The organism is Pseudomonas sp. RAC1 (assembly GCF_030658255.1).
Classification (GTDB): Bacteria; Pseudomonadota; Gammaproteobacteria; order Pseudomonadales; family Pseudomonadaceae; genus Aquipseudomonas; species Aquipseudomonas boreofloridensis.
Genome location: NZ_JAUTXS020000014.1, coordinates 15,209 through 38,657 on the forward strand (window position 1 = coordinate 15,209; position 23,449 = coordinate 38,657).

21 protein-coding genes are annotated in these 23,449 nt (G+C 63.7%); 12 read left to right on the forward strand and 9 right to left on the reverse strand.

The window, feature by feature from the left end:
• Positions 1-13: 13 nt before the first annotated feature.
• The 6 genes from Q7C30_RS02660 (at position 14) to Q7C30_RS02685 (ending at position 7,395) form a co-directional block, all read left to right on the forward strand.
• Positions 14-1,522 carry a sigma-54-dependent transcriptional regulator gene (locus tag Q7C30_RS02660; RefSeq protein ID WP_039575665.1) on the forward strand — a complete coding sequence of 503 codons (1,509 nt, stop codon included), beginning with the start codon at positions 14-16 and terminating at the stop codon, positions 1,520-1,522.
• Between the two features lie 280 nt (positions 1,523-1,802).
• Positions 1,803-2,180 (forward strand): glycine cleavage system protein GcvH, encoded by a 378-nt coding sequence (gene gcvH, locus Q7C30_RS02665; protein ID WP_317870579.1) that lies wholly within the window; start codon positions 1,803-1,805, stop codon positions 2,178-2,180.
• Between the two features lie 11 nt (positions 2,181-2,191).
• A complete protein-coding gene (gcvP, locus tag Q7C30_RS02670; protein ID WP_317870581.1) occupies positions 2,192-5,047 on the forward strand; it encodes an aminomethyl-transferring glycine dehydrogenase in 2,856 nt (951 codons plus the stop codon).
• A gap of 91 nt (positions 5,048-5,138) precedes the next feature.
• Positions 5,139-6,260: a glycine cleavage system aminomethyltransferase GcvT gene (gene gcvT, locus Q7C30_RS02675; RefSeq protein ID WP_317870583.1), complete on the forward strand. Its 1,122-nt coding sequence runs from the start codon at positions 5,139-5,141 to the stop codon at positions 6,258-6,260.
• A gap of 344 nt (positions 6,261-6,604) precedes the next feature.
• Entirely contained in the window at positions 6,605-6,817 is a 213-nt protein-coding gene (locus tag Q7C30_RS02680; RefSeq protein WP_029613578.1) for a cold-shock protein, read from the forward strand.
• Positions 6,818-6,906: 89 nt separating this feature from the next.
• On the forward strand, positions 6,907-7,395 hold the full coding sequence (locus Q7C30_RS02685) for an RDD family protein (RefSeq protein ID WP_317870584.1): 489 nt from the start codon (positions 6,907-6,909) through the stop codon (positions 7,393-7,395).
• A 77-nt stretch (positions 7,396-7,472) separates the two neighbouring features.
• Here Q7C30_RS02685 and lptG read toward each other — a convergent pair whose 3' ends face one another.
• Together lptG and lptF are read right to left on the reverse strand one after the other, a co-directional pair.
• A complete protein-coding gene (gene lptG / locus Q7C30_RS02690) occupies positions 7,473-8,534 on the reverse strand; it encodes an LPS export ABC transporter permease LptG (RefSeq protein ID WP_317870585.1) in 1,062 nt (353 codons plus the stop codon).
• Entirely contained in the window at positions 8,527-9,642 is a 1,116-nt protein-coding gene (gene lptF, locus Q7C30_RS02695; protein WP_029613581.1) for an LPS export ABC transporter permease LptF, read from the reverse strand. Before lptF ends, lptG begins: the two co-directional genes overlap by 8 nt.
• A 334-nt stretch (positions 9,643-9,976) precedes the next feature.
• Here lptF and Q7C30_RS02700 point away from each other — a divergent pair, with 334 nt between their 5' ends.
• The 5 genes from Q7C30_RS02700 to rlmF all read left to right on the forward strand — a co-directional run bounded on the left by Q7C30_RS02700 (position 9,977) and on the right by rlmF (position 16,389).
• Positions 9,977-11,470: a leucyl aminopeptidase gene (locus Q7C30_RS02700; protein ID WP_295484291.1), complete on the forward strand. Its 1,494-nt coding sequence runs from the start codon at positions 9,977-9,979 to the stop codon at positions 11,468-11,470.
• Between the two features lie 54 nt (positions 11,471-11,524).
• Entirely contained in the window at positions 11,525-11,953 is a 429-nt protein-coding gene (locus Q7C30_RS02705; protein WP_317870587.1) for a DNA polymerase III subunit chi, read from the forward strand.
• A 5-nt stretch (positions 11,954-11,958) separates the two neighbouring features.
• Positions 11,959-12,321, forward strand: coding sequence for a DNA polymerase III subunit chi (locus Q7C30_RS02710; RefSeq protein WP_317870588.1), 363 nt, complete (start codon positions 11,959-11,961; stop codon positions 12,319-12,321).
• A 138-nt stretch (positions 12,322-12,459) separates the two neighbouring features.
• On the forward strand, positions 12,460-15,306 hold the full coding sequence (locus Q7C30_RS02715; RefSeq protein ID WP_317870590.1) for a valine--tRNA ligase: 2,847 nt from the start codon (positions 12,460-12,462) through the stop codon (positions 15,304-15,306).
• A gap of 129 nt (positions 15,307-15,435) precedes the next feature.
• The gene (gene rlmF, locus Q7C30_RS02720; protein WP_317870591.1) at positions 15,436-16,389 is read left to right on the forward strand and encodes a 23S rRNA (adenine(1618)-N(6))-methyltransferase RlmF; all 954 of its coding nucleotides are present in this window, start codon (positions 15,436-15,438) and stop codon (positions 16,387-16,389) included.
• Positions 16,390-16,439: 50 nt separating this feature from the next.
• Here the strand turns inward: rlmF and Q7C30_RS02725 are convergent, their stop codons facing one another.
• Complete coding sequence (locus Q7C30_RS02725) at positions 16,440-16,721, reverse strand: HU family DNA-binding protein (protein WP_029613585.1); 282 nt, start codon at positions 16,719-16,721, stop codon at positions 16,440-16,442.
• Positions 16,722-17,111: 390 nt separating this feature from the next.
• Here Q7C30_RS02725 and yejK point away from each other — a divergent pair, with 390 nt between their 5' ends.
• Positions 17,112-18,119, forward strand: a complete 1,008-nt coding sequence (yejK, locus tag Q7C30_RS02730) for a nucleoid-associated protein YejK (protein WP_039575640.1) — start codon at positions 17,112-17,114, stop codon at positions 18,117-18,119.
• Here the strand turns inward: yejK and Q7C30_RS02735 are convergent.
• From Q7C30_RS02735 to hisG, 6 genes are all read right to left on the reverse strand, one after another.
• Positions 18,100-18,420 (reverse strand): GIY-YIG nuclease family protein, encoded by a 321-nt coding sequence (locus Q7C30_RS02735; protein ID WP_029613587.1) that lies wholly within the window; start codon positions 18,418-18,420, stop codon positions 18,100-18,102. The genes yejK and Q7C30_RS02735 overlap by 20 nt on opposite strands.
• An 11-nt stretch (positions 18,421-18,431) precedes the next feature.
• Entirely contained in the window at positions 18,432-18,899 is a 468-nt protein-coding gene (locus Q7C30_RS02740; RefSeq protein ID WP_317870593.1) for a nuclear transport factor 2 family protein, read from the reverse strand.
• Positions 18,900-18,998: 99 nt separating this feature from the next.
• Entirely contained in the window at positions 18,999-20,279 is a 1,281-nt protein-coding gene (locus Q7C30_RS02745) for an MFS transporter (protein WP_039575633.1), read from the reverse strand.
• The gene (gene hisC, locus Q7C30_RS02750; RefSeq protein WP_317870594.1) at positions 20,276-21,325 is read right to left on the reverse strand and encodes a histidinol-phosphate transaminase; all 1,050 of its coding nucleotides are present in this window, start codon (positions 21,323-21,325) and stop codon (positions 20,276-20,278) included. The genes Q7C30_RS02745 and hisC overlap by 4 nt, the downstream gene beginning before the upstream one ends.
• A 2-nt stretch (positions 21,326-21,327) precedes the next feature.
• Positions 21,328-22,650 (reverse strand): histidinol dehydrogenase, encoded by a 1,323-nt coding sequence (gene hisD / locus Q7C30_RS02755; protein WP_317870595.1) that lies wholly within the window; start codon positions 22,648-22,650, stop codon positions 21,328-21,330.
• A gap of 127 nt (positions 22,651-22,777) precedes the next feature.
• On the reverse strand, positions 22,778-23,413 hold the full coding sequence (gene hisG / locus Q7C30_RS02760; protein WP_029613592.1) for an ATP phosphoribosyltransferase: 636 nt from the start codon (positions 23,411-23,413) through the stop codon (positions 22,778-22,780).
• Positions 23,414-23,449 lie beyond the last annotated feature (36 nt).

Genomic DNA, 23,449 nt, shown 5'->3' on the forward strand with positions numbered 1-23,449 from the left:
ACCGCTCGCCCCCATGCGCATCCACGTCAGCTTCATCGACCGCGTCGGTATCACCCAGGAAGTCCTGGCCCTGCTCGGCGCCCGTCACCTCAACCTCGATGCGGTGGAGATGGTTCCGCCCAACGTCTACATCGACGCACCGACCCTGAGCCCTGCCGTGCTCGAAGAGCTGCACGATGCGCTGTTCGAGGTGCACGGCGTGCAGGCGGTGGAGGTGGTCGACATTCTGCCCGGCCAGCGCCGTCACCTGCAGCTCGATGCCCTGCTGGCGGCCATGAGTGATCCGGTGCTGGCCGTGGACAGCGCCGGCAAGGTGCTGCTGGCCAACCCGGCACTGATCGCCCTGTGCGGGCGCGAATCGGCCGGCCGCTCGGTGGGCGAGCTATTCGGCGACGACAACCTGCTCCAAGCCCTGCTGGACAACAACTTCCACCTACCCATGCGCGAAATGCAGCTCAATGGCCAGAGCCTGCTGCTCGACGCCACACCGATCACCCAGGCCGGTGGCCTGCTCACGCTGTATCCGCCGAACCGCATGGGTGAGCGCCTGTCGGCGCTGCGGCACGACCGCGCCGAAGGCTTCGATGCACTGCTCGGCGAGTCGCCGGTCATCCGCACCCTCAAGGCCCGCGGCCTGCGCGTGGCGACCTTGGATGCGCCGCTGCTGGTGCATGGCGAAACCGGCACCGGCAAGGAACTGGTGGCCCGCGCCTGCCATGCGTTGAGCAGCCGCCAGGCCGCACCATTCCTGGCACTCAACTGCGCCGCGCTGCCCGAGAGTCTGGCCGAGAGCGAGCTGTTCGGCTATGCCCCCGGCGCCTTCACCGGCGCCCAGCGCGGCGGCAAGCCCGGTCTGATGGAGCTGGCCAACAAAGGCACGGTGTTCCTCGACGAGATCGGCGAAATGTCGCCGTACCTGCAAGCCAAGCTGCTGCGTTTTCTCAGTGACGGCAGCTTCCGCCGGGTTGGCGGCGACCGTGAGGTCAAGGTCGACGTGCGCATCATCAGCGCCACCCACCGCGACCTGGAGCGCATGGTCGCTGAAGGCAGCTTCCGCGAAGACCTGTTCTATCGGCTGAACGTGCTCAACCTGCAAGTGCCGCCCTTGCGCGACCGCGGGCAGGACATCCTGATGCTGGCCCACTACTTCATGCAGCAGGCTTGCACCCAGATCCAGCGCCCGCCCTGCCGCCTGGCGCCCGCCACCCACCAAGCGCTGCTGGCCAACCCCTGGCCGGGCAACGTGCGCCAGTTGCAGAACGTGATTTTCCGCGCCGCCGCCATTTGCGAAAGCCACTTGGTGGACATTGGCGATCTGGACATTGCTGGCACGTCGGTCGCGCGCGGGCAGGACGGCGAAGTGGCTAGCCTGGAACAGGCCGTCGGCGATTTCGAGCGCAGTTTGCTGCAACGGCTCTATGCCAGCTACCCCTCGACGCGCCAACTCGCCGCGCGGCTGCATACCTCGCATACCGCCATTGCGCAGCGCTTGCGCAAGTACGGCATCTCTGGAAAGTCCTGAGGCCGACCACGGCCGTACTGATTTCAATACACCGTAATGAAATCAGTACAAACCCTGTTGCGCTTGTCTCTGCAAAGGTTTGATTGGTCGATCTTTTGTTCCCACTTTTGCGCCGTAGCGTTTTCATTCCATCTCCACGCTCCCCCGCACCCACAAAAAGCTCCCAACCCATTGAATTGAAGGGCTTCCATTCGAGTGGCCGCATTATTGCTAGGTGAAATCCCATCTCAAGAGCGCGGAACCACCGCGCCCATCGACCCCTGCGTTACGAGGATTTCCCATGAGCGAGTTGCGTTTCACCGAAGATCACGAATGGCTGCGCGTCGAAGCGGACGGCAGCGTCACCGTCGGCATTACCGCCTACGCCCAGAACGCCTTGGGCGATGTGGTCTTCGTGCAACTGCCGGAGTTGCAGCACTACGACAAAGGTGCCGAAGCCGCCACCGTCGAATCGGTCAAAGCCGCCAGCGGTGTGTACATGCCGCTCACTGGCGCAGTGGTCGCCGTCAACGAAGACCTCAACGACAGCCCGGAACAGGTCAACGAAGACCCACTGGGCCAAGGCTGGTTCTTCCGCTTCGTCCCCGCCGACATGGCTGAAGTGGCCGCCCTGCTCGACCAGGATGCCTACGACCGCCTGCTCAACGCCAACGCCTGAGGATCACCACCATGACCAGCAACCTCGGCACCGCCAACGAATTCATCGCCCGCCACATCGGCCCGAATAGCGCCGACGAACAGGGCATGCTGCACACCCTGGGCTTCGATTCGCTCGAAGCCATGACCGCTGCGGTCATTCCCGAAAGCATCAAGGGCACCAGCGTGCTCGGTCATGCCGATGGGCAAAGCGAAGCCGACGCGCTCGCCGCCCTCAAGACCATCGCTGCACGCAATGAGCTGTTCAAGAGCTTCATCGGCCAGGGCTACTACGGCACCCACACGCCAGCGCCGATCCTGCGCAACTTGCTGGAAAACCCGGCCTGGTACACCGCCTACACCCCCTATCAGCCGGAAATTTCCCAGGGTCGCCTGGAGGCGCTGCTGAACTTCCAGACGCTGATCAGCGACCTGACCGGTTTGCCGATCGCCAACGCCTCGCTGCTCGATGAAGCCACCGCTGCGGCCGAGGCCATGACCTTCTGCAAGCGGCTGTCGAAGAACAAGGCCAGCAATGCCTTCTTCGCCTCCGTGCATTGCCATCCGCAGACCCTCGATGTACTGCGCACCCGCGCCGAGCCGCTGGGCATCGAAGTGGTGGTGGGCGATGAGTTCGCGCTGCAGGACACCAGCGCCTACTTCGGTGCGCTGCTGCAGTATCCGGCCAGCCATGGTGCAGTGTTCGACTACCGCGAAGTGGTCCAACGCCTGCACGACGGCAACGCGTTGGTAGCAGTAGCCGCCGACCTGCTGGCCCTGACCCTGCTCACCCCGCCGGGCGACTTCGGTGCCGACGTGGCCATCGGCAGCGCCCAGCGCTTCGGCGTGCCGCTGGGCTTTGGCGGTCCCCACGCGGCGTACTTCGCCACTCGCGACGCGTTCAAGCGCGACATGCCGGGCCGCCTGGTCGGCGTGTCGATCGACCGCTTCGGCAAAACCGCCCTGCGCCTGGCCATGCAGACCCGCGAGCAGCACATCCGTCGCGAGAAGGCCACCAGCAACATCTGCACCGCCCAGGTGCTGTTGGCCAACATCGCCAGCATGTACGCCGTCTATCACGGCCCCGACGGCCTCAAGCGCATCGCCGAACGCACGCACACGCTGACTGCCGTGCTCGCTACCGGCCTCGACAGCCTCGGCGTCTCGGTGCTCAACAGCACCTGCTTCGACACCCTGACCCTGAACACCGGCGCCGCCACCGCCGCGCTTCACGAAAAAGCCCGGGCACAGCGCTTCAACCTGCGCCAGATCGACGCCACGCACGTGGGCCTGTCGTTGGACGAAACCAGCACCCAAGCCGATGTCGAAGCGCTGTGGGGGCTGTTCGCCGAAGGCCGTCGCCTGCCCGACTTCAACGCCCTGGTCGAAGGCCCCGTTTCGCGCCTGCCGCAGGCCCTGCTGCGCCGCTCGGGCTACCTCGAACACCCGGTATTCAACCGCTACCACAGCGAAACCGAGTTGATGCGCTACCTGCGCCGCCTGGCCGACAAGGACCTGGCCCTGGACCGCAGCATGATCCCGCTGGGCTCGTGCACCATGAAACTCAATGCGGCCAGCGAAATGATGCCGGTGACCTGGGCCGAATTCGGCAACCTGCACCCGTTCGCCCCGGCCAGCCAAAGCCAGGGTTACCAGCAACTGACCGATGAATTGCAGGCCATGCTCTGCGCTGCCACCGGCTACGACGCGGTGTCGCTACAGCCCAATGCCGGCTCGCAGGGCGAGTATGCCGGCCTGCTGGCGATCCGCGCCTATCACCGAAGCCGCGGCGACAGCCACCGCGACATCTGCCTGATCCCCTCTTCGGCCCACGGCACCAACCCGGCCACGGCCCACATGGCCGGCATGCGCGTGGTGGTGACTGCCTGCGACGCGCGCGGCAACGTCGATGTCGACGATCTGCGGGCCAAGGCCAGCCAGCACCGCGAGCACCTCGCCGCACTGATGATCACCTACCCGTCGACCCACGGCGTGTTCGAGGAAGCCATCGGTGAGATCTGCGCGCTGATCCACGACAACGGTGGCCAGGTGTACATCGATGGCGCCAACATGAATGCCATGGTCGGGCTGTGCGCCCCAGGCAAGTTCGGCGGCGATGTCTCGCACCTGAACCTGCACAAGACCTTCTGCATCCCCCACGGCGGTGGCGGGCCGGGCGTCGGGCCGATCGGCGTCAAATCCCACCTGGCACCGTTCCTGCCCGGTCATGCGGCGCTGGAGAACACCACTGGGGCGGTCTGCGCTGCGCCATTCGGCAGCGCCAGCATCCTGCCCATCACCTGGATGTACATCCGCATGATGGGCGGGGCGGGGCTCAAGCGCGCTTCGCAGATGGCCATTCTCAATGCCAACTACATCGCCCGCCGACTGGAAGAGCACTATCCGGTGCTGTACAGCGGCAGCAATGGCCTGGTGGCCCACGAATGCATCCTCGACCTGCGCCCGCTCAAGGACTCCAGCGGCATCAGCGTCGATGATGTGGCCAAGCGCCTGATCGACTTCGGTTTCCATGCCCCGACCATGTCCTTCCCGGTGGCCGGCACGCTGATGATCGAGCCGACCGAGAGCGAGTCGCGCCAGGAACTGGACCGCTTCTGCGAAGCGATGATCCAGATCCGCGAAGAGATTCGCGCGGTAGAGAACGGCAGCCTGGACAGGGACGACAACCCGCTGAAGAACGCCCCGCACACCGCAGCCGAGTTGGTCGGGGAATGGGCACATGGCTACAGCCGCGAGCAGGCGGTGTATCCGCTACCCAGCCTGATGGACAACAAGTACTGGCCGCCGGTGGGCCGCGTCGACAACGTCTACGGCGACCGCAACCTGGTCTGCGCCTGCCCGTCGATCGAAAGCTATCAGGACGTCTGAGGCCGCCAACGTCGCAGCCTCAGCAAGGCCTGCGTGCGAATGCCACTTGCCGCTCGCGCGCAGGGCTGGACCACATTCCAAGGAGTCATCGATGTCCGCCACACTGCTCAAGACCCCGCTGCACGCCCTTCACCTGGAACTGGGCGCACGCATGGTGCCGTTCGCCGGCTACGACATGCCCGTGCAGTACCCGCTGGGCGTACTCAAGGAACACCTGCACACCCGCAGCCAGGCGGGATTGTTCGACGTCTCGCACATGGGCCAGATCCTGCTGCACGGGCCTGAGGCGGCGACCGCTTTGGAAAGCCTGGTGCCAGTGGACATCGTCGACCTGCCGGTGGGCACCCAGCGCTATGCGCTGTTCACCGACGAACAGGGCGGCATCCTCGATGACCTGATGGTCGCCAATCTCGGCGACGACACGCTCTTTCTGGTGGTCAACGCCGCCTGCAAGGAGCAGGACCTGGCCCATCTGCGCGAGCATCTGGGCGCCCGTTGCGAGGTGCAACCGCTGTTCGAGACGCGCGCCCTTCTGGCACTGCAAGGCCCGGCAGCGGCCTCGGTGCTGCAGCGCCTGGCACCTGAAGTGGCGCAGATGACCTTCATGCAGGTGCGGCGCGTGACGCTGCTCGAGGCGGATTGCCTGATCAGTCGCTCTGGCTACACCGGCGAAGACGGCTACGAGATCTCGGTACCCACGGCGCACGCCGAAGCCTTGGCGCGGCGCCTGCTGGCCGAACCCGAGGTACAACCCATCGGCCTCGGCGCCCGCGACTCGCTGCGCCTGGAAGCCGGGCTATGCCTGTATGGACACGACATGGACCCTGACACCACCGCAGTGCAAGCCAGCTTGTGGTGGGCCGTGTCCAAGGCCCGTCGCGCCGAGGGCGCGCGTGCGGGCGGTTTCCCAGGCGCTGAGCGGGTGTTCGAGCAGCAGCGTGAGGGCGTGGCCCGCAAGCGCGTCGGCCTGCTGCCACTGGAGCGTACGCCGGTTCGAGAAGGTGCCGACATCGTCGATGGCACTGGCAAGACGGTCGGAAGGGTGTCCAGTGGCGGCTTCGGACCGACATTGAATGCGCCTGTGGCGATGGGGTACGTCGATAGTGAACACAGTGCATTGGAAACGCCGCTGTTCGCCGTGGTGCGGGGCAAACAAGTTGCCTTGAAGGTCAGCAAAATGCCTTTCGTTGTACCGCGTTACTACCGAGGTTGAAGGTAATTCATTAAGCGCTCGCTTATTCGATTGCGAACCCATTCAATAACTTTCGAACATGGCGCCAGCCCAGGCGCCATGCTGTTTGCGACCATTGTGTCGGTAATCGGCAAAAGCCTGATCTGGAGGCGATTCGGGGCTTGTTTTTGTCGCGAGAGTTGGCGTAGAGTCGGCTCACTGTGTTTGCATGGGTCGCAACAGTTCGTGACCTGGGCCAGTAGCCGAATTTTGCTACAACCCGTCTGACGTCTCTTACTTTCCTGCAACCCAGCCCAGTACTCTTTCGTCCTTCCAAAACGAAAGAAACTGAAATCACTATCTAAAGATTCATAGGAAGCAAGAAAATGGCTGAGCGTCAGAACGGTACCGTCAAGTGGTTCAATGACGAGAAAGGTTACGGCTTCATTACCCCCGAAAGCGGTGCGGATCTGTTCGTTCACTTCCGCGCGATCGAAGGCAATGGCTTCAAGAGCCTGAAAGAAGGCCAGAAGGTCACCTTCGAAGCCGTGCAAGGCCAGAAAGGCATGCAAGCTGACAAGGTTCAGGTTGCAGAGTAAGCCGATCCGGCTTCGAAAAAGCCCCTGCCAAGTGCAGGGGCTTTTTTTTAACCGTAGAATGGCGGCTTCGTCTTTCGGAGCCACCGTGCATGACCAAGCCCTTGCTCACTCCCCAGGGTGAATTCCCGCCTGTCGGCCTTGGCCGACGCCTGGCAGCGATGTTCTACGACTTCCTGCTCTGCACGGCCCTGCTGATCGTGACGGCGGGCGTCTACAAGCTGATCCAGATGTCGATCATCGGCGAGGCTCGCATGCGAGCGCTCACCGAGACGGGCGCGCTGGATGGCGACCCGCTGCTGTCCACGGTGTTGCTGTTCGCCCTGTTCGGCTTCTTCGCCAAGTTCTGGACCCACGGCGGCCAGACGCTGGGCATGCAGGTCTGGGGAGTGCGCGTGCAGAATGCCGATGGTAGCGCCATCACGTTGTGGCAGGCTTTACTGCGCTTCGTGGTCTCGATCGCGTCCTGGCTGTGCCTGGGCCTGGGCTTCATTTGGTCCTTGATCGACAAGCACAAACGTAGTTGGCATGACATCTACTCCGAAACCCGGCTGGTACGCGTGCCAAAGTCGAAGAAATGACGGCGGCCAGGCTCTGCGCAGCGGCCAACAAAAAGCCGACCCTAAGGTCGGCTTTTTCGTTTACGCCAAGGCTAGGCTCATCCCGCCCTTCGTAGCAGCCATACCCCTGCAAGGGCGCAGACCCCTGCCGGTATCACCACCGCCAGCAACGGCGGGAAGCCGAACACTTGGCTCGAGGGGCCGAGCAAATCCTGGGCGATGCGGAACACGAAGCCCACCAGCACCCCGGTGAACACGCGCTGACCCAAGGTCACCGAGCGCAGCGGACCGAAGATGAAGGAGATCGCCATCAGCACCAATGCGGCGGTCACCACCGGCTGCAGAATCTTGCTCCAGAAAGCCAGCCAGTAGCGGGCATTGTTCAGACCCTGATCGGCCAGGTAATGGATGTACTCCCACAGCCCAGTCATCGACAGCGATTCGGGCGGCAGCACCACGGTATTGAGCAGTTCCGGCGTCACCGAAACATCCCAGAGTTCTTCCGGCACCTGCACCACTTCGGTGTGATCGCCCTTGAAGAACGTGGTGTTGACGTCATGCAGCACCCAGCGCTCGTCCTTGTACAGGGCACGACGGGCGAAGCTGGAACTGAGAATCTTGCGCTCGTCGTCGAAACGGTAGCGAGTCACGCCCAGCAGCAGGCCGTTGGGCTGCACCGAGTTGATGTGCACGAACTCGTCGCCCTGGCGGTGCCACATGCCTCGCTTGGAGCTCTGCGCCTCGCCACCGCCCTGGGCCAACGAACGCTCGGCCTGGGCCTTGTTCTCGGTGACCGGGGCGACGTATTCGCCAACCAGAAGGCCGACCAGCATCAGCACCAGCATCGGCTTCATCACCGCCCAGACGATGCGGCCGATGGACACGCCAGCGGCACGCATGATGGTCAATTCGCTGCTGCTGGCCAGGCTGCCGAGGCCAATCAGGCAACCGATCAGTGCGGCCATCGGCAGCATGTCGTAGAGGCGGCGCGGCGCGGTGAGCAGCACATAGCTGCTGGCATCGAGCAGGCTGTAGGTGTCGCTCAAGTCACCCATCTCGTCGATGAAGGCGAACAGCGAGGCCAGGCCGAGGATGATCCCCAGCACGGCGAGAATGGCCAGCAGTACGCTCTTGCCAATGTAGCGGTCGAGTTTAACCACGGCTCACCCCCGCACGGCGCGAGGCCATCTTCAAGCGCAGCGGCTCCCAGTACATCAGCGCAAGACCGATGAGCAGGAACAGCGTGTGTACCCACCAGAAGCCAAGGGAAATCGGCAGCTTGCCTTTCTCCAGGGCACCGCGAACGGAAATCAGCATCGTCAGGTAGGCCATGTACAGAAGAATCGCCGGCAGCAGCTTGAGGAAGCGGCCCTGGCGTGGATTGACCCTGGCCAGCGGCACCGCCAGCAGCGTCACGATGAAGACCAGCAGTGGCAGCGACAGCCGCCACTGCAACTCGGCGCGCTCGCGCAGACCGTCGTGCCCGATCAGGTCGGAGGTCGGGATGGCTTCGCGCTCGGTGACCTCCTGGCTGACTTCCGGCTTGGGCAATTGCACACCGTAGGTCTCGTACTTGATCGCACGATAACCGGCCTCGCCTGGGTTGCCATCGTAGCGATAGCCGTTTTCCAGGATCAGGTAGCGGTTGCCGTCGGCCTGGACTTCCTGATGGCCCTTTTCGGCGACCAGTACCGAAGGCGCACGGTCCTTGGTCTTGTCTTGGTTGAAGCGCTTCTCGGAGATGAACACGCCACCGAGATTGACCCGATCGTCGGACATCGTTTCGGCATAGGTGACACGGGTACCGTCACGCAGGCTCTGGAAGCGACCGGGCACCAGGGTATCGAACTCGGTCAAGGCATCTTGCTGGGCCACGATCTTCTGCACCTGGGCAACGCCCAACGGCGCCAGGCTCAGACTCAGCCACGCCACCAACAGCGCGACCAGCGCAGCCGGCGCCATGGTCAGCGCCAACAGGCGCTGCTGGCTCATGCCGGTGGCCGAAAGCACGGTCATCTCGCTTTCCAGGTAGAGCCGGCCGTAGGCCAGCAGGATGCCGAGGAACAACCCCAGCGGCAGGATCAGCTGCAGAAACCCCGGCAGGCGGAAGCCCATGATCAGGAACAGCACACCCGGATCGAGTGCACCCTGGGCCGCCTGGGCCAGGTACTTGATGAAGCGCCCGCTCATGATGATCACCAACAGCACGGCGCTGACGGCGCTCAAGGTGACCAGGACCTCGCGGGACAGATAACGAAAGACGATCAAACCAGACACTCCTGGGTTGTCAGGGGCGGATTGCCAGGACACTGACTGAAAGGACAATCAGGACCCGCGCCGGTTCGCCAGCAGCGAACCTCCATTCAAAAGTGCGCGCATTATCCTGTGATTGGGGGCGCCTGTCACTTGGCGGCGCATCACAGCGAATGTCCTGACTGGCGAAAGCCGGATGCCCCCCTGCAAAAGCGGGCTCCGGGGTTGTCAGCGAGGCGCCGGCAGGCTCAAACTGGCAGCTTTTCCACTGGCCCGCGACAGCGCCGCCAGGCCGGGCGCGTCGCTTGCGCGGCCGTCGCCACTCTACAGATCATTCGGGGACCCTCACATGCAACTGGTTGTAAAGACCGTAGCCGCAGCATCCGTGAAAACCGCCACTCTGGTCGTTCCGGTCGGTGAAGGCCGTCAGCTTGGCGCCGTCGCCAAGGCCATCGACCTGGCGACAGAAGGCGCCCTGGCAGCCATCCTCAAGCGCGGCGATCTGGTCGGCAAGCCGGGTCAGACCCTGTTGCTGCACAACCTGCCGGGCCTCAAGGCCGAGCGCGTACTGCTGGTCGGCTGCGGCAAGGAAGAGGCTTTGGGCGACCGCACCTGGCGCAAGCTGGTCGCCAGCGTCGCCGGGGCTCTGCGCAACCTGGCGGGCACCGACGCCGTGCTGGCCTTGGACGACATCGCCGTGACCAATCGTGACGGTCATTACGGCAAATACCGCCTGCTGGCAGAAACCCTGCTCGACGGCACCTACGTGTTCGACCGTTTCAAGAGCCAGAAAGCCGAACCGCGCGCCCTGAAGAAGGTCACCCTGCTGGCCGACAAGGCCGGCCTGTCCGAGGTCGAGCGCGCGGTCAAGCACGCCACCGCCATCACCAGCGGCATGGCGCTGACCCGCGACCTGGGCAACCTGCCACCGAACATCTGTCACCCCAGCTTCCTCGCCGAGCAGGCCAAGGATCTGGGCAAGGCGCACAAGGGCCTGAAGGTCGAAGTGCTCGACGAGAAGAAGATCAAGGACCTGGGCATGGGCGCGTTCTACGCCGTCGGCCAGGGCAGCGATCAGCCGCCACGACTGATCGTCATGCAGTACCAGGGCGGCAAGAAGACCGACAAGCCGTTCGTGCTGGTCGGCAAGGGCATCACCTTCGACACCGGCGGCATCAGCCTCAAGCCGGGCGCCGGCATGGATGAAATGAAATACGACATGGGTGGTGCGGCCAGCGTGTTCGGCACTCTGCGCGCGGTGCTCGAACTGCAACTGCCGATCAACCTGGTGTGCCTGCTGGCCTGCGCCGAGAACATGCCCAGTGGCGGCGCGACTCGACCTGGCGACATCGTCACCACCATGAGCGGGCAGACGGTGGAAATCCTCAACACCGATGCCGAGGGCCGTCTGGTGCTGTGCGATACCCTGACCTACGCCGAGCGCTTCAAGCCGCAGGCCGTGATCGATATCGCCACCCTCACCGGTGCCTGCATCGTCGCCCTGGGCAGCCACACCTCCGGTCTGATGGGCAACAACGACGATCTGGTCGGTCAACTGCTCGACGCCGGCAAGCGCGCCGACGACCGCGCCTGGCAACTGCCGCTGTTCGAGGAGTACCAGGAACAACTGGACAGCCCGTTCGCCGACATCGCCAACATCGGCGGCCCGAAGGCGGGCAGCATCACCGCCGGCTGCTTCCTGTCGCGCTTCGCCAAGAACTACAGCTGGGCGCACCTGGACATCGCCGGCACCGCCTGGACCAGCGGCGGCAAGGACAAAGGCGCCACCGGGCGTCCGGTGCCCCTGCTGACCCAGTACTTGCTGGACCGCGCGGGCGTTTGATGGCAGCGAGGCGATGGCGTTGCCGTCGCCTCGTGGCTGACGACCTGACCGACCATGAGCAAAGTCGACTTCTACATTCTGCCCACCGACTCGCTGTCGGCGCGCCTGGACTTCGCCTGCAAGCTGTGCGAGAAGGCCTGGCGCCTGGGCCATCGGGTCTACCTGCATTGCCAGGACGACGCTCAGCGCGTGGATCTGGACGAACGCCTGTGGCGCTTCAAGGGCGAGGCGTTCGTCCCCCACGACCTGGCCGAGCAGCACCCTGAAGCCCAGGTGGCCTTGGGCATCGACGCCAGTGCGGGCGAACATCGCGACCTGTTGATCAACCTCGGCGCCAGTGTGCCTGCCTTCGTCGGCCAGTTCGAGCGGGTGGCGGAAATCGTCGTCGAGGACGCAGCCATCCGCCAGTCGGCCCGAGACCGATTCCGTTTCTACCGTGAACAGGGCTATGCTCTGCAAGATCACCGCTTACAGCGACTTTGACGACGATGGACAAACCCACTTCCCAGAATCAATCCGCCCACCTGCTCGACGACCTCGAGTCGATTCGCCAACTGTTGGGCGACGCCGACCTGCAGCCGCCACTGCTCACCGAAACCGTCGAGCAGATGCCCCTGCAGTTGGACGCATCTTCGCCAATCGCTGCGCCAAGCGCCGAACCGGCACCGGCGCCAGCCGAAGACTCGCAAACCCGCCGCCAGGACACCCTGTTGCACCTGGACGCCGAGTTGCGCGCCGCCGCGCAATCGATCATGCAAGACGTGATCAACGACTACACCCCGCACATCGAAGCCGAAATCAAGCGTCGCCTCGAGGCGCGCATGGAACGCCTGATCAAGCGTTCGGAGTAAGCCGCTGCGCGTTGCGCTCATCGTGGTCCAGCTTCGATGGGCCTGACGCGCGCCCTCCTTGCAGCTTGTCGCTTGCAGCTCGCAGCTTGGTTATACTTCCCGGCTTTCCCGAATTAATGCCTAAGGGTCCCGCCGCGCATGGATAAGACCTACCAGCCGCACGCCATCGAAACTTCCTGGTACAACACCTGGGAGTCGGAAAACTATTTCGCTCCGCAAGGTGCAGGCGAGTCCTACACCATCATGATCCCGCCGCCGAACGTCACCGGCAGCCTGCACATGGGTCACGGCTTCAACAACGCGATCATGGACGCGCTGATTCGCTTCCGCCGCATGCAGGGCCGCGACACCCTGTGGCAGCCGGGCACCGACCATGCCGGCATCGCGACGCAGATGCTCGTCGAACGCCAGCTCGAAGCCAAAGGCCAGAATCGTCACGACTTGGGCCGCGAGCAGTTCCTGGAAAAAGTCTGGGAGTGGAAAGACCAGTCCGGCGGCAACATCAGCCGTCAGATTCGTCGCCTGGGTTCGTCGGTCGATTGGAGCCGTGAGCGCTTCACCATGGACGACGGCCTGTCCGAAGCAGTGAAAGAAGCATTCGTGCGCCTGCATGAAGACGGTCTGATCTACCGCGGCAAGCGCCTGGTCAACTGGGACACCAAGCTGCACACCGCCATTTCCGACCTCGAAGTGGAAAGCCACGACGAAAAGGGCCATCTGTGGAACCTGCGCTACCCGCTGGCCGATGGCGCTACCACGGCCGAAGGCAAGGACCACCTGGTGGTGGCCCCCACCCGTCCGGAAACCGTGCTGGGCGACGTCGCCGTTGCGGTCAACCCGAACGATGAGCGCTACCAGGCCCTGATCGGCCAATTCGTCGAGCTGCCGCTGGTCGGTCGCCGCATCCCGATCATCGCTGACGATTACTGCGACCCTGAATTCGGCACCGGCTGCGTGAAGATCACCCCAGCCCACGATTTCAACGACTACGAAGTCGGCAAGCGCCACGACCTGCCGCTGCTGAACATCTTCGACAAGAACGCCAGCGTGCTCGCCGCCGTGCAGGCCTTCAACCTCGATGGCAGCGTCAACGAGCGCGTCGATACGTCCCTGCCGACCCAGTACGCCGGGCTCGACCGTTTCGTCGCGCGCAAGCAGATGGTGGCCGATCTGGATGCCCAGGGCCTGCTGGTGAGTGTCGACGACCACGCCTTGAAAGTGCCCAAGGGCGACCGCTCCGGCACCATCATCGAACCTTGGCTGACCGACCAGTGGTACGTCTCCACCAAGCCCCTGGCCGAGCCTGCCATCGCTGCCGTGGAAGATGGCCGGATCCAGTTCGTGCCCAAGCAGTACGAGAACATGTACTTCTCCTGGATGCGCGACATCCAGGACTGGTGCATCAGCCGTCAGCTGTGGTGGGGCCACCGCATCCCAGCCTGGTATGACGAGGCTGGCCAGGTATATGTCGGGCGCAACGAACAGGAAGTGCGCAGCAAGCACAACCTGGGTGCCGACGTGACCCTGCGCCAGGACGACGATGTCCTGGACACCTGGTTCAGCTCGGGGCTGTGGACCTTCTCCACCCTGGGCTGGCCGGAACAGACCGAGTTCCTGAAGAAATTCCACTCCACCGACGTGCTGGTCACAGGCTTCGACATCATCTTCTTCTGGGTCGCCCGGATGATCATGCTGACCATGCACCTGATCAAGAACGAAGACGGCACCCCGCAGGTGCCGTTCAAGACCGTGTACGTGCACGGCTTGGTGCGTGACGGTCAGGGACAGAAAATGTCCAAGTCCAAGGGCAACGTGCTCGACCCGCTGGATATCGTCGACGGCATCACCCTCGAGGCGCTGCTGGAGAAACGCACCAGCGGCATGATGCAGCCCAAGCTGGCCGAGAAGATCGCCAAGCAGACCAAGGCCGAATTCCCCGAGGGCATCGCCAGCTACGGCACCGACGCCCTGCGCTTCACCTTCTGCTCGCTGGCCTCCACCGGTCGCGACATCAAGTTCGACATGGGCCGTGTCGAAGGCTATCGCAACTTCTGCAACAAGATCTGGAACGCCGCCCGCTACGTGCTGGACAAGGGCGAAGATTGCGGCCAGAACGGCGAAGCCTGTGAGCTGTCGCTGGCCGATCGCTGGATCATCTCGCAGTTGCAACGCACCGAAGCCGAGGTGACCCGCCAGCTCGAGCAGTTCCGTTTCGACCTGGCCAGCCAGGCGCTCTACGAGTTCGTCTGGAACCAGTACTGTGACTGGTACCTGGAGCTGTCCAAGCCGGTGCTGTGGGACGAGAACGCGCCAATCGAGCGTGCTCGCGGCACGCGTCGCACGCTGGTGCGCGTGCTCGAAGTGGTGCTGCGCCTGGCCCATCCGTTCATGCCCTTCATCACCGAAGAAATCTGGCAGCGCATCGCGCCGCTGGCCGGTGTCCAGGGCAAGACCATCATGCTGCAGTCGTGGCCGGTGGCCAACGAAAGCCGCATCGATACGGCCGCAGAGGGCGATATCGAGTGGCTGAAAGACTTGATGGTGGGCCTGCGCAACATTCGCGCCGAAATGAACATTGGCCCAGGCAAGCCGCTGCCGCTGTTCCTGAAGAACGCCAACGCCGACGACCAGCGTCGCCTGCAGGACAACGAAGCCCTGCTCAAGAAGCTGGCCAAGGTCGAGTCCTTCACCGTGCTCACCGAGCAGGACGAAGCGCCGCTGTCGGCCACTGCCCTGGTAGGCGATCTGCAGGTGCTGGTGCCCATGGCTGGCCTGATCGACAAGGATGCCGAGCTGGCCCGCCTGAACAAGGAAATCCAGCGCCTGCAGGGCGAAGTCCAACGGGTCGGCGGCAAGCTGTCCAACGCCGCCTTCGTCGACAAGGCACCGCCGGCGGTGATCGAGAAGGAGCGCGCCAAGCTGGCTGAGTCCGAACAGGCACTGGCCAACTTCACCGAGCAACACGCGCGGATCGCTGCGCTGTAATCAACACACCGTTGGGGCCGCTTGGCGGCCCTGTCGCGGCACGAGGCCGCTCCTGCACGCCACTAGGCGCTTGCCGGAGCGGCCTCGCCGTGACAGGGCCGCGAAAGGTTCGCAACACCGGATGCGACCATGATCGACAAACCTACCCTGCACCCACGCAACCGCCATCAGGGCCGCTACGACTTTCCACGGCTGATCGAGGCACACCCCGATCTGGCCCGCTTCACCCTCACCAATCCCCATGGCAAACCCAGCATCGACTTCGCCAATCCCGAAGCCGTGCGCGTGTTCAACCGCGCGTTACTCAAGGCCCAATACGGCATCCAGCACTGGGACATTCCCCCCGATTACCTCTGCCCGCCCATCCCAGGCCGCGCCGATTACATTCATGTGCTGGCCGATCTGCTCGCCGAAGACAGCAGCGGACAGATTCCACGCGGCCCGAAAGTGCGCGCACTGGACATCGGCGTCGGCGCTAACTGCATCTACCCACTGATCGGGCACAGTGACTACCGCTGGTCATTCCTGGGCTCGGACATCGATCAGGTGGCGCTGGCCTCGGCCAAGACCATCGTCCAGGCCAATGGCCTGAGCAAGGTCATCACGCTGCGCCAGCAACCGGAGCGCACCCATATCCTCAGCGGCCTGCTGCAGGCCAGCGAACGCTTCGACCTGACCCTGTGTAATCCGCCCTTCCACGCCTCGCGCGAAGAAGCCACGCGCGGCAGTCAGCGCAAATGGAAGAACCTCGGCAAGCAGGACCCCAAGCGCCGGTTGCCGGTGCTCAACTTCGGTGGGCAGAACAATGAGCTGTGGTGCGAAGGGGGCGAGATTCGCTTCGTCAGCCAGCTGATCAGCGAAAGCGTGCAGTACGCCAGCCAAGTGCTGTGGTTCACCAGTCTGGTGTCCAAAGTCGGCAACCTGCCCGGGATCGAAGCAGCACTGAAGCAAGCAGGCGTCAGTGACCAACGCGTGGTCGCGATGGGCCAAGGACAGAAGCAAAGCCGCATGGTCGCCTGGAGCTTCCACGACGACAGCGCCCGGGCTGCCTGGTCCAGCGGTCGAGACAAAACGCGGGCATGAAAAAACCGCGCCCGGACAAGCCGGGCGCGGTTTCAACGAAGCATCGACAATTACTTGTTGACGGCGTCGGTCAGCACTTTTGCAGGTACGAACTTGACGACTTTCTTGGCCGCGATTTCGATGGCAGCGCCAGTCGAAGGGTTACGGCCGGTACGGGCAGGACGCTCGGAGACTTTCAGCTTGCCGATGCCCGGCAGAGTGATTTCAGCGCCGTTTTCCAGTTGGTCGGCAACGATCTGGCCCAGTTGCTCCAGGGCGTTGCGCGCGGTGGTCTTCGGCGCATCGATGGCTTCGGCGATGTCGGCAATCAGTTGGTCTTTGGTCAATGCCATGGTGGTGTTCCTTCCCTATCAAATCAGAGGTATGCAGCGTGCTTCATCGTTATCGGGCCTGCACGGAAGTCCCGGCTAGCCTCGCCAATCGCGAATGTAGATGCGCAAATCGACGTTTGGTTCGACACGAGGCAAGCGAGCTGCCAGCAATGCGCCACCCCAAGGGGCGCAAGACGGCGCAAAACTAACACAGGCCTGCGGAAATATCCGCTGCCGACACTGTTTTTATTCAGGTTTTTCGGGGGTTTTGCCGAAAAAACCGACTTTTGATCAAAAAACATACAACACCGTGTATCTGCCACGATCTGACCACTGCATCGCCCCCGCCCTGCGGTAAACTGCGAGACTTTGCAGCGCGGCGTTCCACCGCCCCTTTTTTCAGAGAATTCCATGCCAATCCGTCATTGCATCGTTCACCTGATCGACAAGAAGCCCGATGGCAGCCCCGCCGTGCTCCATGCACGAGACACCGAACTGGCTGCATCGGATGCCATCGAAAATCTTCTGGCTGACCTCAACGACAGCTACAACGCCAAACAGGGCAAAGCCTGGGGCTTCTTCCATGGCGAGTCCGGCGCCTATCCGCTCAGCGGCTGGCTCAAGCAGTACCAGGAGCAGGAAAAAGACTTCGCCACCTTCAGCCGCGTGGCGGTCGAGCACCTGCAGAAGCTGATGGAGGAGTCCAACCTGTCCACGGGTGGTCATGTGCTGTTCGCCCATTACCAGCAAGGCATGACCGAGTACCTGGTCATCGCCTTGCTGCACCATAGCGAAGGCGTGGCAGTGAACGCCGAACTGGACGTCACGCCATCGCGTCACCTGGACCTGGGGCAACTGCATCTGGCGGCGCGTATAAATCTGTCCGAATGGAACAACAACACGCACTCACGCCAGTACATTTCCTTCATCAAGGGCAAGAACGGCAAGAAGGTTTCGGACTACTTCCGTGATTTCATCGGCTGCCAGGAAGGCGTCGACGGCCCTGGCGAAACCCGTACCTTGCTCAAGGCCTTCAGCGACTTCGTCGAGAGCGAGGATCTGCCTGAAGAAGCGGCGCGGGAAAAGACCCAGACCCTGGTCGACTACGCCACCAGTCAAAGCAAGCAGGGCGAGCCGATCACCCTGGAAGAACTGTCGAGCCTGATCGACGAAGACCGCCCCAAGGCGTTCTTCGACCATATCCGCAACAAGGATTACGGGCTATCGCCGGAAATCCCAGCGGATAAGCGCACCCTCAACCAGTTCCGTCGCTTCACCGGCCGGGCCGAGGGCTTGTCGATCAGCTTCGAAGCGCACCTGCTGGGCTCGAAGATCGAGTATGACGAAGCGGCCGGCACGCTGGTGATCAAGGGCTTGCCCACGCAGTTGGTCGATCAGCTCAAACGTCGCAAGGACTGAGTTCGGTCGCGACCTGCTCACTGACATAGGAGGCCACCAGGGCCTCCTTGGCGCACTTGCGCAGCTTCTTCACCAGCCGCTCCTGTTGCAGCGCCTGGCGCCTGTCGGGCCACTGCTCCACATACACCAGCGCCTGCGCAGGGCTGGTCTTGAAATAGCGCGCGCCCTGCCCGCTGCAGTGCTTGAGAAAGCGCCGCTGGGGATCGTCGCTGATACCGCAGTACAGCGAGCCATTGGCCGCCCGGACCAGATAGACGAACCAAGGCTTGCCTGGCGCCTCGGCTATCGACTCACCTTCCACGACGCTGCGCCTCAGCGCGCCTGGAACGCGCGCAGGCCATTCAACGCCTGCTGACGCACCTTGTTGCGCAGCATCTGACTCCAGCCCAACAGCAGGCCTGGCGTACCCAGTGCCTGACGCGACCAGCGCCACACATCGAAGCTGTCGTCATGCTGGCAGATCAAGCCGTCGCGAATCACGAAGCAGGCCTGGATATCGTTGACCACCGTGCGGCCGGTCTGGCCAAACACATAGGTGGCGACCCAATGCGCGCTGCCGCCGTGCGTGTCGGCGCGCACATGGTCGAAGGTCAGTGAGAAGTCCTTGGCGCGGCTGATCAACATTCGCCACATATCGCCTGCATCCTTGCCCCTCAGGGTACCGAAGGCCGGATCGCTGAAGACGATGTCGTCGCTGTAGCAGGCCACCATGGCCTCGGCGTCCAAGCGCTGGAAGGCCTGGTAGAAACGGGTGATCAAGGCGCTGTTGGCGTCGCTCATGGGGCAGATCCGAGAAAGGGATTGAAGGCTGCACGATAATCCGCGCAACCTGCGGGCGCCATGCCCATCAGTGCGGTGAACAAGCCAATGAGCGGGCGTTCAGCGCTGCACACGCTCGCTGACCACCTGCACATGCAGGGCCCGCCCGGCACCCAGCCCGAAGACGATAGCGCCCAGGCCCAGCACGCCGAAGATCCAGCCCACCGCAGCCCAGCCGCCGGTCAGGTCGTGCACCAGGCCAACGGCGAACGGCCCCATCGATGCCAGGGTGTAGCCCACGCCTTGAGCCATGCTCGACAGGTTGGCGGCGACGTGGGCGTCCTTCGAACGCAATACGATCAGGGTCAAGGCCAAGGCAAAGGTGCCGCCCTGCCCCAGCCCCAACAACACGGCCCAGCCCCAGAGCCCGGAAACCGGGGCGTACAGACAGCCGAACAAGCCGCACAGGGTAATCAGCATGACCAGCACGATCGCCAGCCGCTGATCCTTGCCTCGGGTGGCCAGCCACGGGGCGCTGAGCGAGCTGATCAGCTGCACCAGCACCGATCCGGACAGCACCAGCCCTGCTTCGGTCGGGCTCAGGCCACGGCCGATGAGGATGGAGGGCAACCAGCCGAACACGATGTAGGCCAGCGACGACTGCAGGCCCATGTACAAGGTCACCTGCCAGGCCAGCGGATCGCGCCAGAGGCCCCGTACCCGGTAGGCGACCTTATGGGCGCCGTGCCCCTGGCGAGCCTGCGGCATCCACACCAGCATCGCCAGCAGCGCAGGCACGGCCCAGAAGCCCAGGCCCAGCGCCCAACGGTCGTCGAAGACATGACTGAGCGGCACGGTACTGCCCGCCGCCATGGCCGCGCCCAGGCACAAGGCCATGGTGTAGACCCCAGTCAGCGTGCCGGCATGGGCGGGGAAATCCCGTTTGACGATGCCTGGCAGCAACACGCCGATGATGCCGATACTGGCACCGGCGATGAGACTGCCGATGAAGACCCCAGCGACACCCAACGCACTGCGCACCACGATACCCAGGGCCAGCATCAGCAGAATGCCGAGAATCACCCGTTCGCTGCCCAGGCGCCGCGCCAGCACGGGTGCCAACGGCGCGAAAAGCCCCAGGCACAACACGGGCAGGGTGGTCAGCAGACCTGCCGCCGAAGCGCTCAAGCCCAGGCCATCGGACACCTGCCCCAGCACCGGCGCCATGCTCGACAGCGCCGGGCGCAGGTTCAGAGCGACCAGCACCAGGCCCAGTAACAGCAACCAGGGGCGCTGCAGCGTCACCGGCTGCTGCTGGACCTGCTCGTCATCGGCCTCGGCATCGATCAGCCACTCGTCGGCTTCGTGCTGTTCGGGCTCGGCCCCGTTAACCCGCTTCAAGCGGGCAACGCGTCGAGCAGCGCCTGGTTCATCTCCGGCGTGCCGATGGTGATGCGCAGGAACTGGTCGATGCGGGTCTGCTTGAAGTGACGCACGATCACCCCGTGTTCACGTAGACGCGCCGCCAGTTGTGCAGCGTCCTGTTGCCGATGGCGAGCGAAGATGAAGTTGGCCGCCGAGGGCAGCACCTCGAAGCCGCGCGCGGTCAGTTGCTCGACCAGTGCCTCGCGGCTGTCGATGACCTTTTGGCAAGTCTGTGCGAAATAGGCCTCGTCCTCGAACGCTGCGGCCGCGCCGGCAATGGCCATGCGGTCCAGCGGGTAGGAGTTGAAGCTGTTCTTGATCCGCTCCAGGGCCTCGATCAGGTCTGGGTGTCCGACAGCAAGACCGACCCGCAGCCCAGCCAGCGAACGCGACTTGGACAAGGTCTGGGTCACCAGCAGGTTGTCGTAGCGCGCGACCAGGCTGATCGCCGTCTCGCCGCCGAAGTCGATATAGGCTTCGTCCACCACCACCACCGAGTCGCGATTGGCCTGCAGCAGTTGCTCGATGGCCTGCAATGGCAGCAGACAACCCGTCGGTGCGTTGGGATTAGGGAAGATGATGCCGGCATTGGGACGCTGATAGTCCTCGATGCGGATCTGGAACGCCTCGTCCAGCGCCACGGCTTGGTACGCAATGCCGTACAGACCGCAGTACACCGGATAGAAGCTGTAGCTGATGTCCGGGAACAGCAGCGGCCCCGGGTGCTGGAACAGTCCGTGGAAGATGTGTGCCAGCACCTCGTCCGAGCCATTGCCGACGAACACCTGCTGCGTGCTGACGCCATAGTACTCAGCGACTGCCTGCTTGAGCCGATCACCGTTGGGGTCCGGGTACAGGCGCAGGTCATCGTTCAACTGCTCGCGCATGGCCTGCAAAGCCTTGGGCGATGGGCCGTAGGGGTTTTCATTGGTGTTGAGCTTCACCAACCGCGCGAGCTTGGGTTGCTCGCCTGGGACATAGGGCACCAGATCCTTGACGAAGGGGCTCCAGAATCGACTCATGTTCAGTTCCCCTTGTTGTCGAGAATACGGAATTCGGCGCTGCGCGCGTGGGCGGTCAACGACTCGCCACGGGCCAGTACGGATGCGGTATGCCCCAACTGCGAGGCACCCTGCTCGGAGCAGAAAATGATCGAGGAGCGCTTCTGGAAGTCGTAGACGCCCAGCGGTGAGGAGAATCGCGCCGTGCCGGAGGTAGGCAACACGTGATTGGGGCCAGCGCAGTAGTCGCCCAGCGCTTCGCTGGTGTGACGTCCCATGAAGATCGCTCCGGCATGGCGGATCTGCCCCAGCCAGGCCTGCGGGTCGGCCACCGAAAGCTCCAGGTGTTCGGGCGCGATGCGATTGGCCACCTCGATGGCCTGCTGCATGTCGCGCACCTGGATCAGCGCACCCCGACCATTGATCGATTTCTCGATGATGTCGGCGCGCTCCATGGTCGGCAGCAGTTTTTCGATGCTGGCGGCGACGCGGTCGAGGAAATCGGCATCCGGGCTGACCAGGATCGCCTGGGCATCTTCGTCGTGCTCGGCCTGGGAGAACAGGTCCATGGCGATCCAGTCCGGATCGGTCTGACCATCGCAGACCACGAGGATCTCCGAAGGGCCAGCGATCATATCGATGCCGACCTGACCGAACACATGGCGCTTGGCAGTGGCCACGTAGATGTTGCCCGGGCCGACGATCTTGTCCACCTGCGGGACGCTTTCGGTGCCGTAGGCCAACGCTGCGACTGCCTGTGCACCGCCAACGGTGAACACCCGATCGACCCCGGCGATGCAGGCCGCGGCCAGCACCAGTTCGTTCAGCTCGCCCCGTGGCGTCGGCACCACCATGACCACTTCGCCAACCCCGGCAACCTTGGCGGGAATGGCGTTCATCAGTACCGACGAAGGGTAGGACGCCTTGCCGCCCGGCACGTACAGCCCGGCGCGGTCCAGCGGAGTGACTTTCTGGCCCAGCACCGTGCCATCGGCCTCGGTGTATTGCCAGGAGTCCTGTTTCTGCCGCTCGTGGTAGCTACGTACCCGATTGGCGGCGGTTTCCAACGCCTCGCGCTGCGCTGGAGTGATGCGCGTGAGCGCCAGTTCCAGGCGCTCGCGGTCGAGGATCAGGTCAGCGATGCTGCTGGCCTGAACGCCATCGAAGCGCTGGGTGAACTCCACCAGCGCGGCGTCGCCTCGCTCACGCACGGCCTTGATGATGTCGAGCACCCGCTGATTGACCGCGTCGTCGGACACGCTCTCCCAGCTCAGCAGATGATCCAGATGGCGTGCGAAATCCGGATCGGCAGCATTGAGACGGGCGATTGCAGTGGACAGCGTCATGACGAGGGCCTCGTTTTAGTGGCGAATGCTCAGGCGCCCTAGGCTACCAGTCGATCCGCGCGGGCACCCGAGAAAAGTGGCAATGACGCGGATCGACGGGCGCGACAGCGAAGGTCGCGCGCAGAGGTCAACCGCGGTGTCGCGACTCGACAGCCTTGCGCAAGGTGTCGATGAGGGTCTGGATGCGGGCGTGCTGCATCTTCATGGAGGCCTTGTTCACCACCAGTCGCGAGCTGATGGTGGCGATCAGTTCCTGGGGTTCGAGACCGTTGGCGCGCAGGGTGTTGCCGGTGTCCACCACGTCGATGATCTTGTCGGCGAGGTTGATCAGCGGTGCCAGTTCCATGGAGCCGTACAGCTTGATGATGTCGACCTGACGGCCCTGCTCGGCGTAGTAACGCTTGGCGACATTGACGAACTTGGTGGCTACGCGCAGACGCCCCTTGGGCTCCGGCGCACCCACCACACCGGCGGTCATCAGCTTGCATTGGGCGATCTGCAGGTCCAGCGGCTCGTAGAGCCCCTGGCCGCCGTATTCCATCAGCACGTCCTTGCCAGCCACGCCCAGGTCGGCAGCGCCGTGCTCGACATAGGTCGGCACATCGGTGGCGCGCACGATCAGCAGGCGCACGTCGTCCTGCGTGGTGGGGATGATCAGCTTGCGGCTCTTGTCCGGATTCTCGGTCGGCACGATACCGGCCTCGGCCAGCAACGGCAGGGTATCGTCGAGAATACGGCCCTTGGAAAGCGCGATGGTCAACATTGCAACGTCGGTCCTTAAGCAGCTACGGCCGGCCGG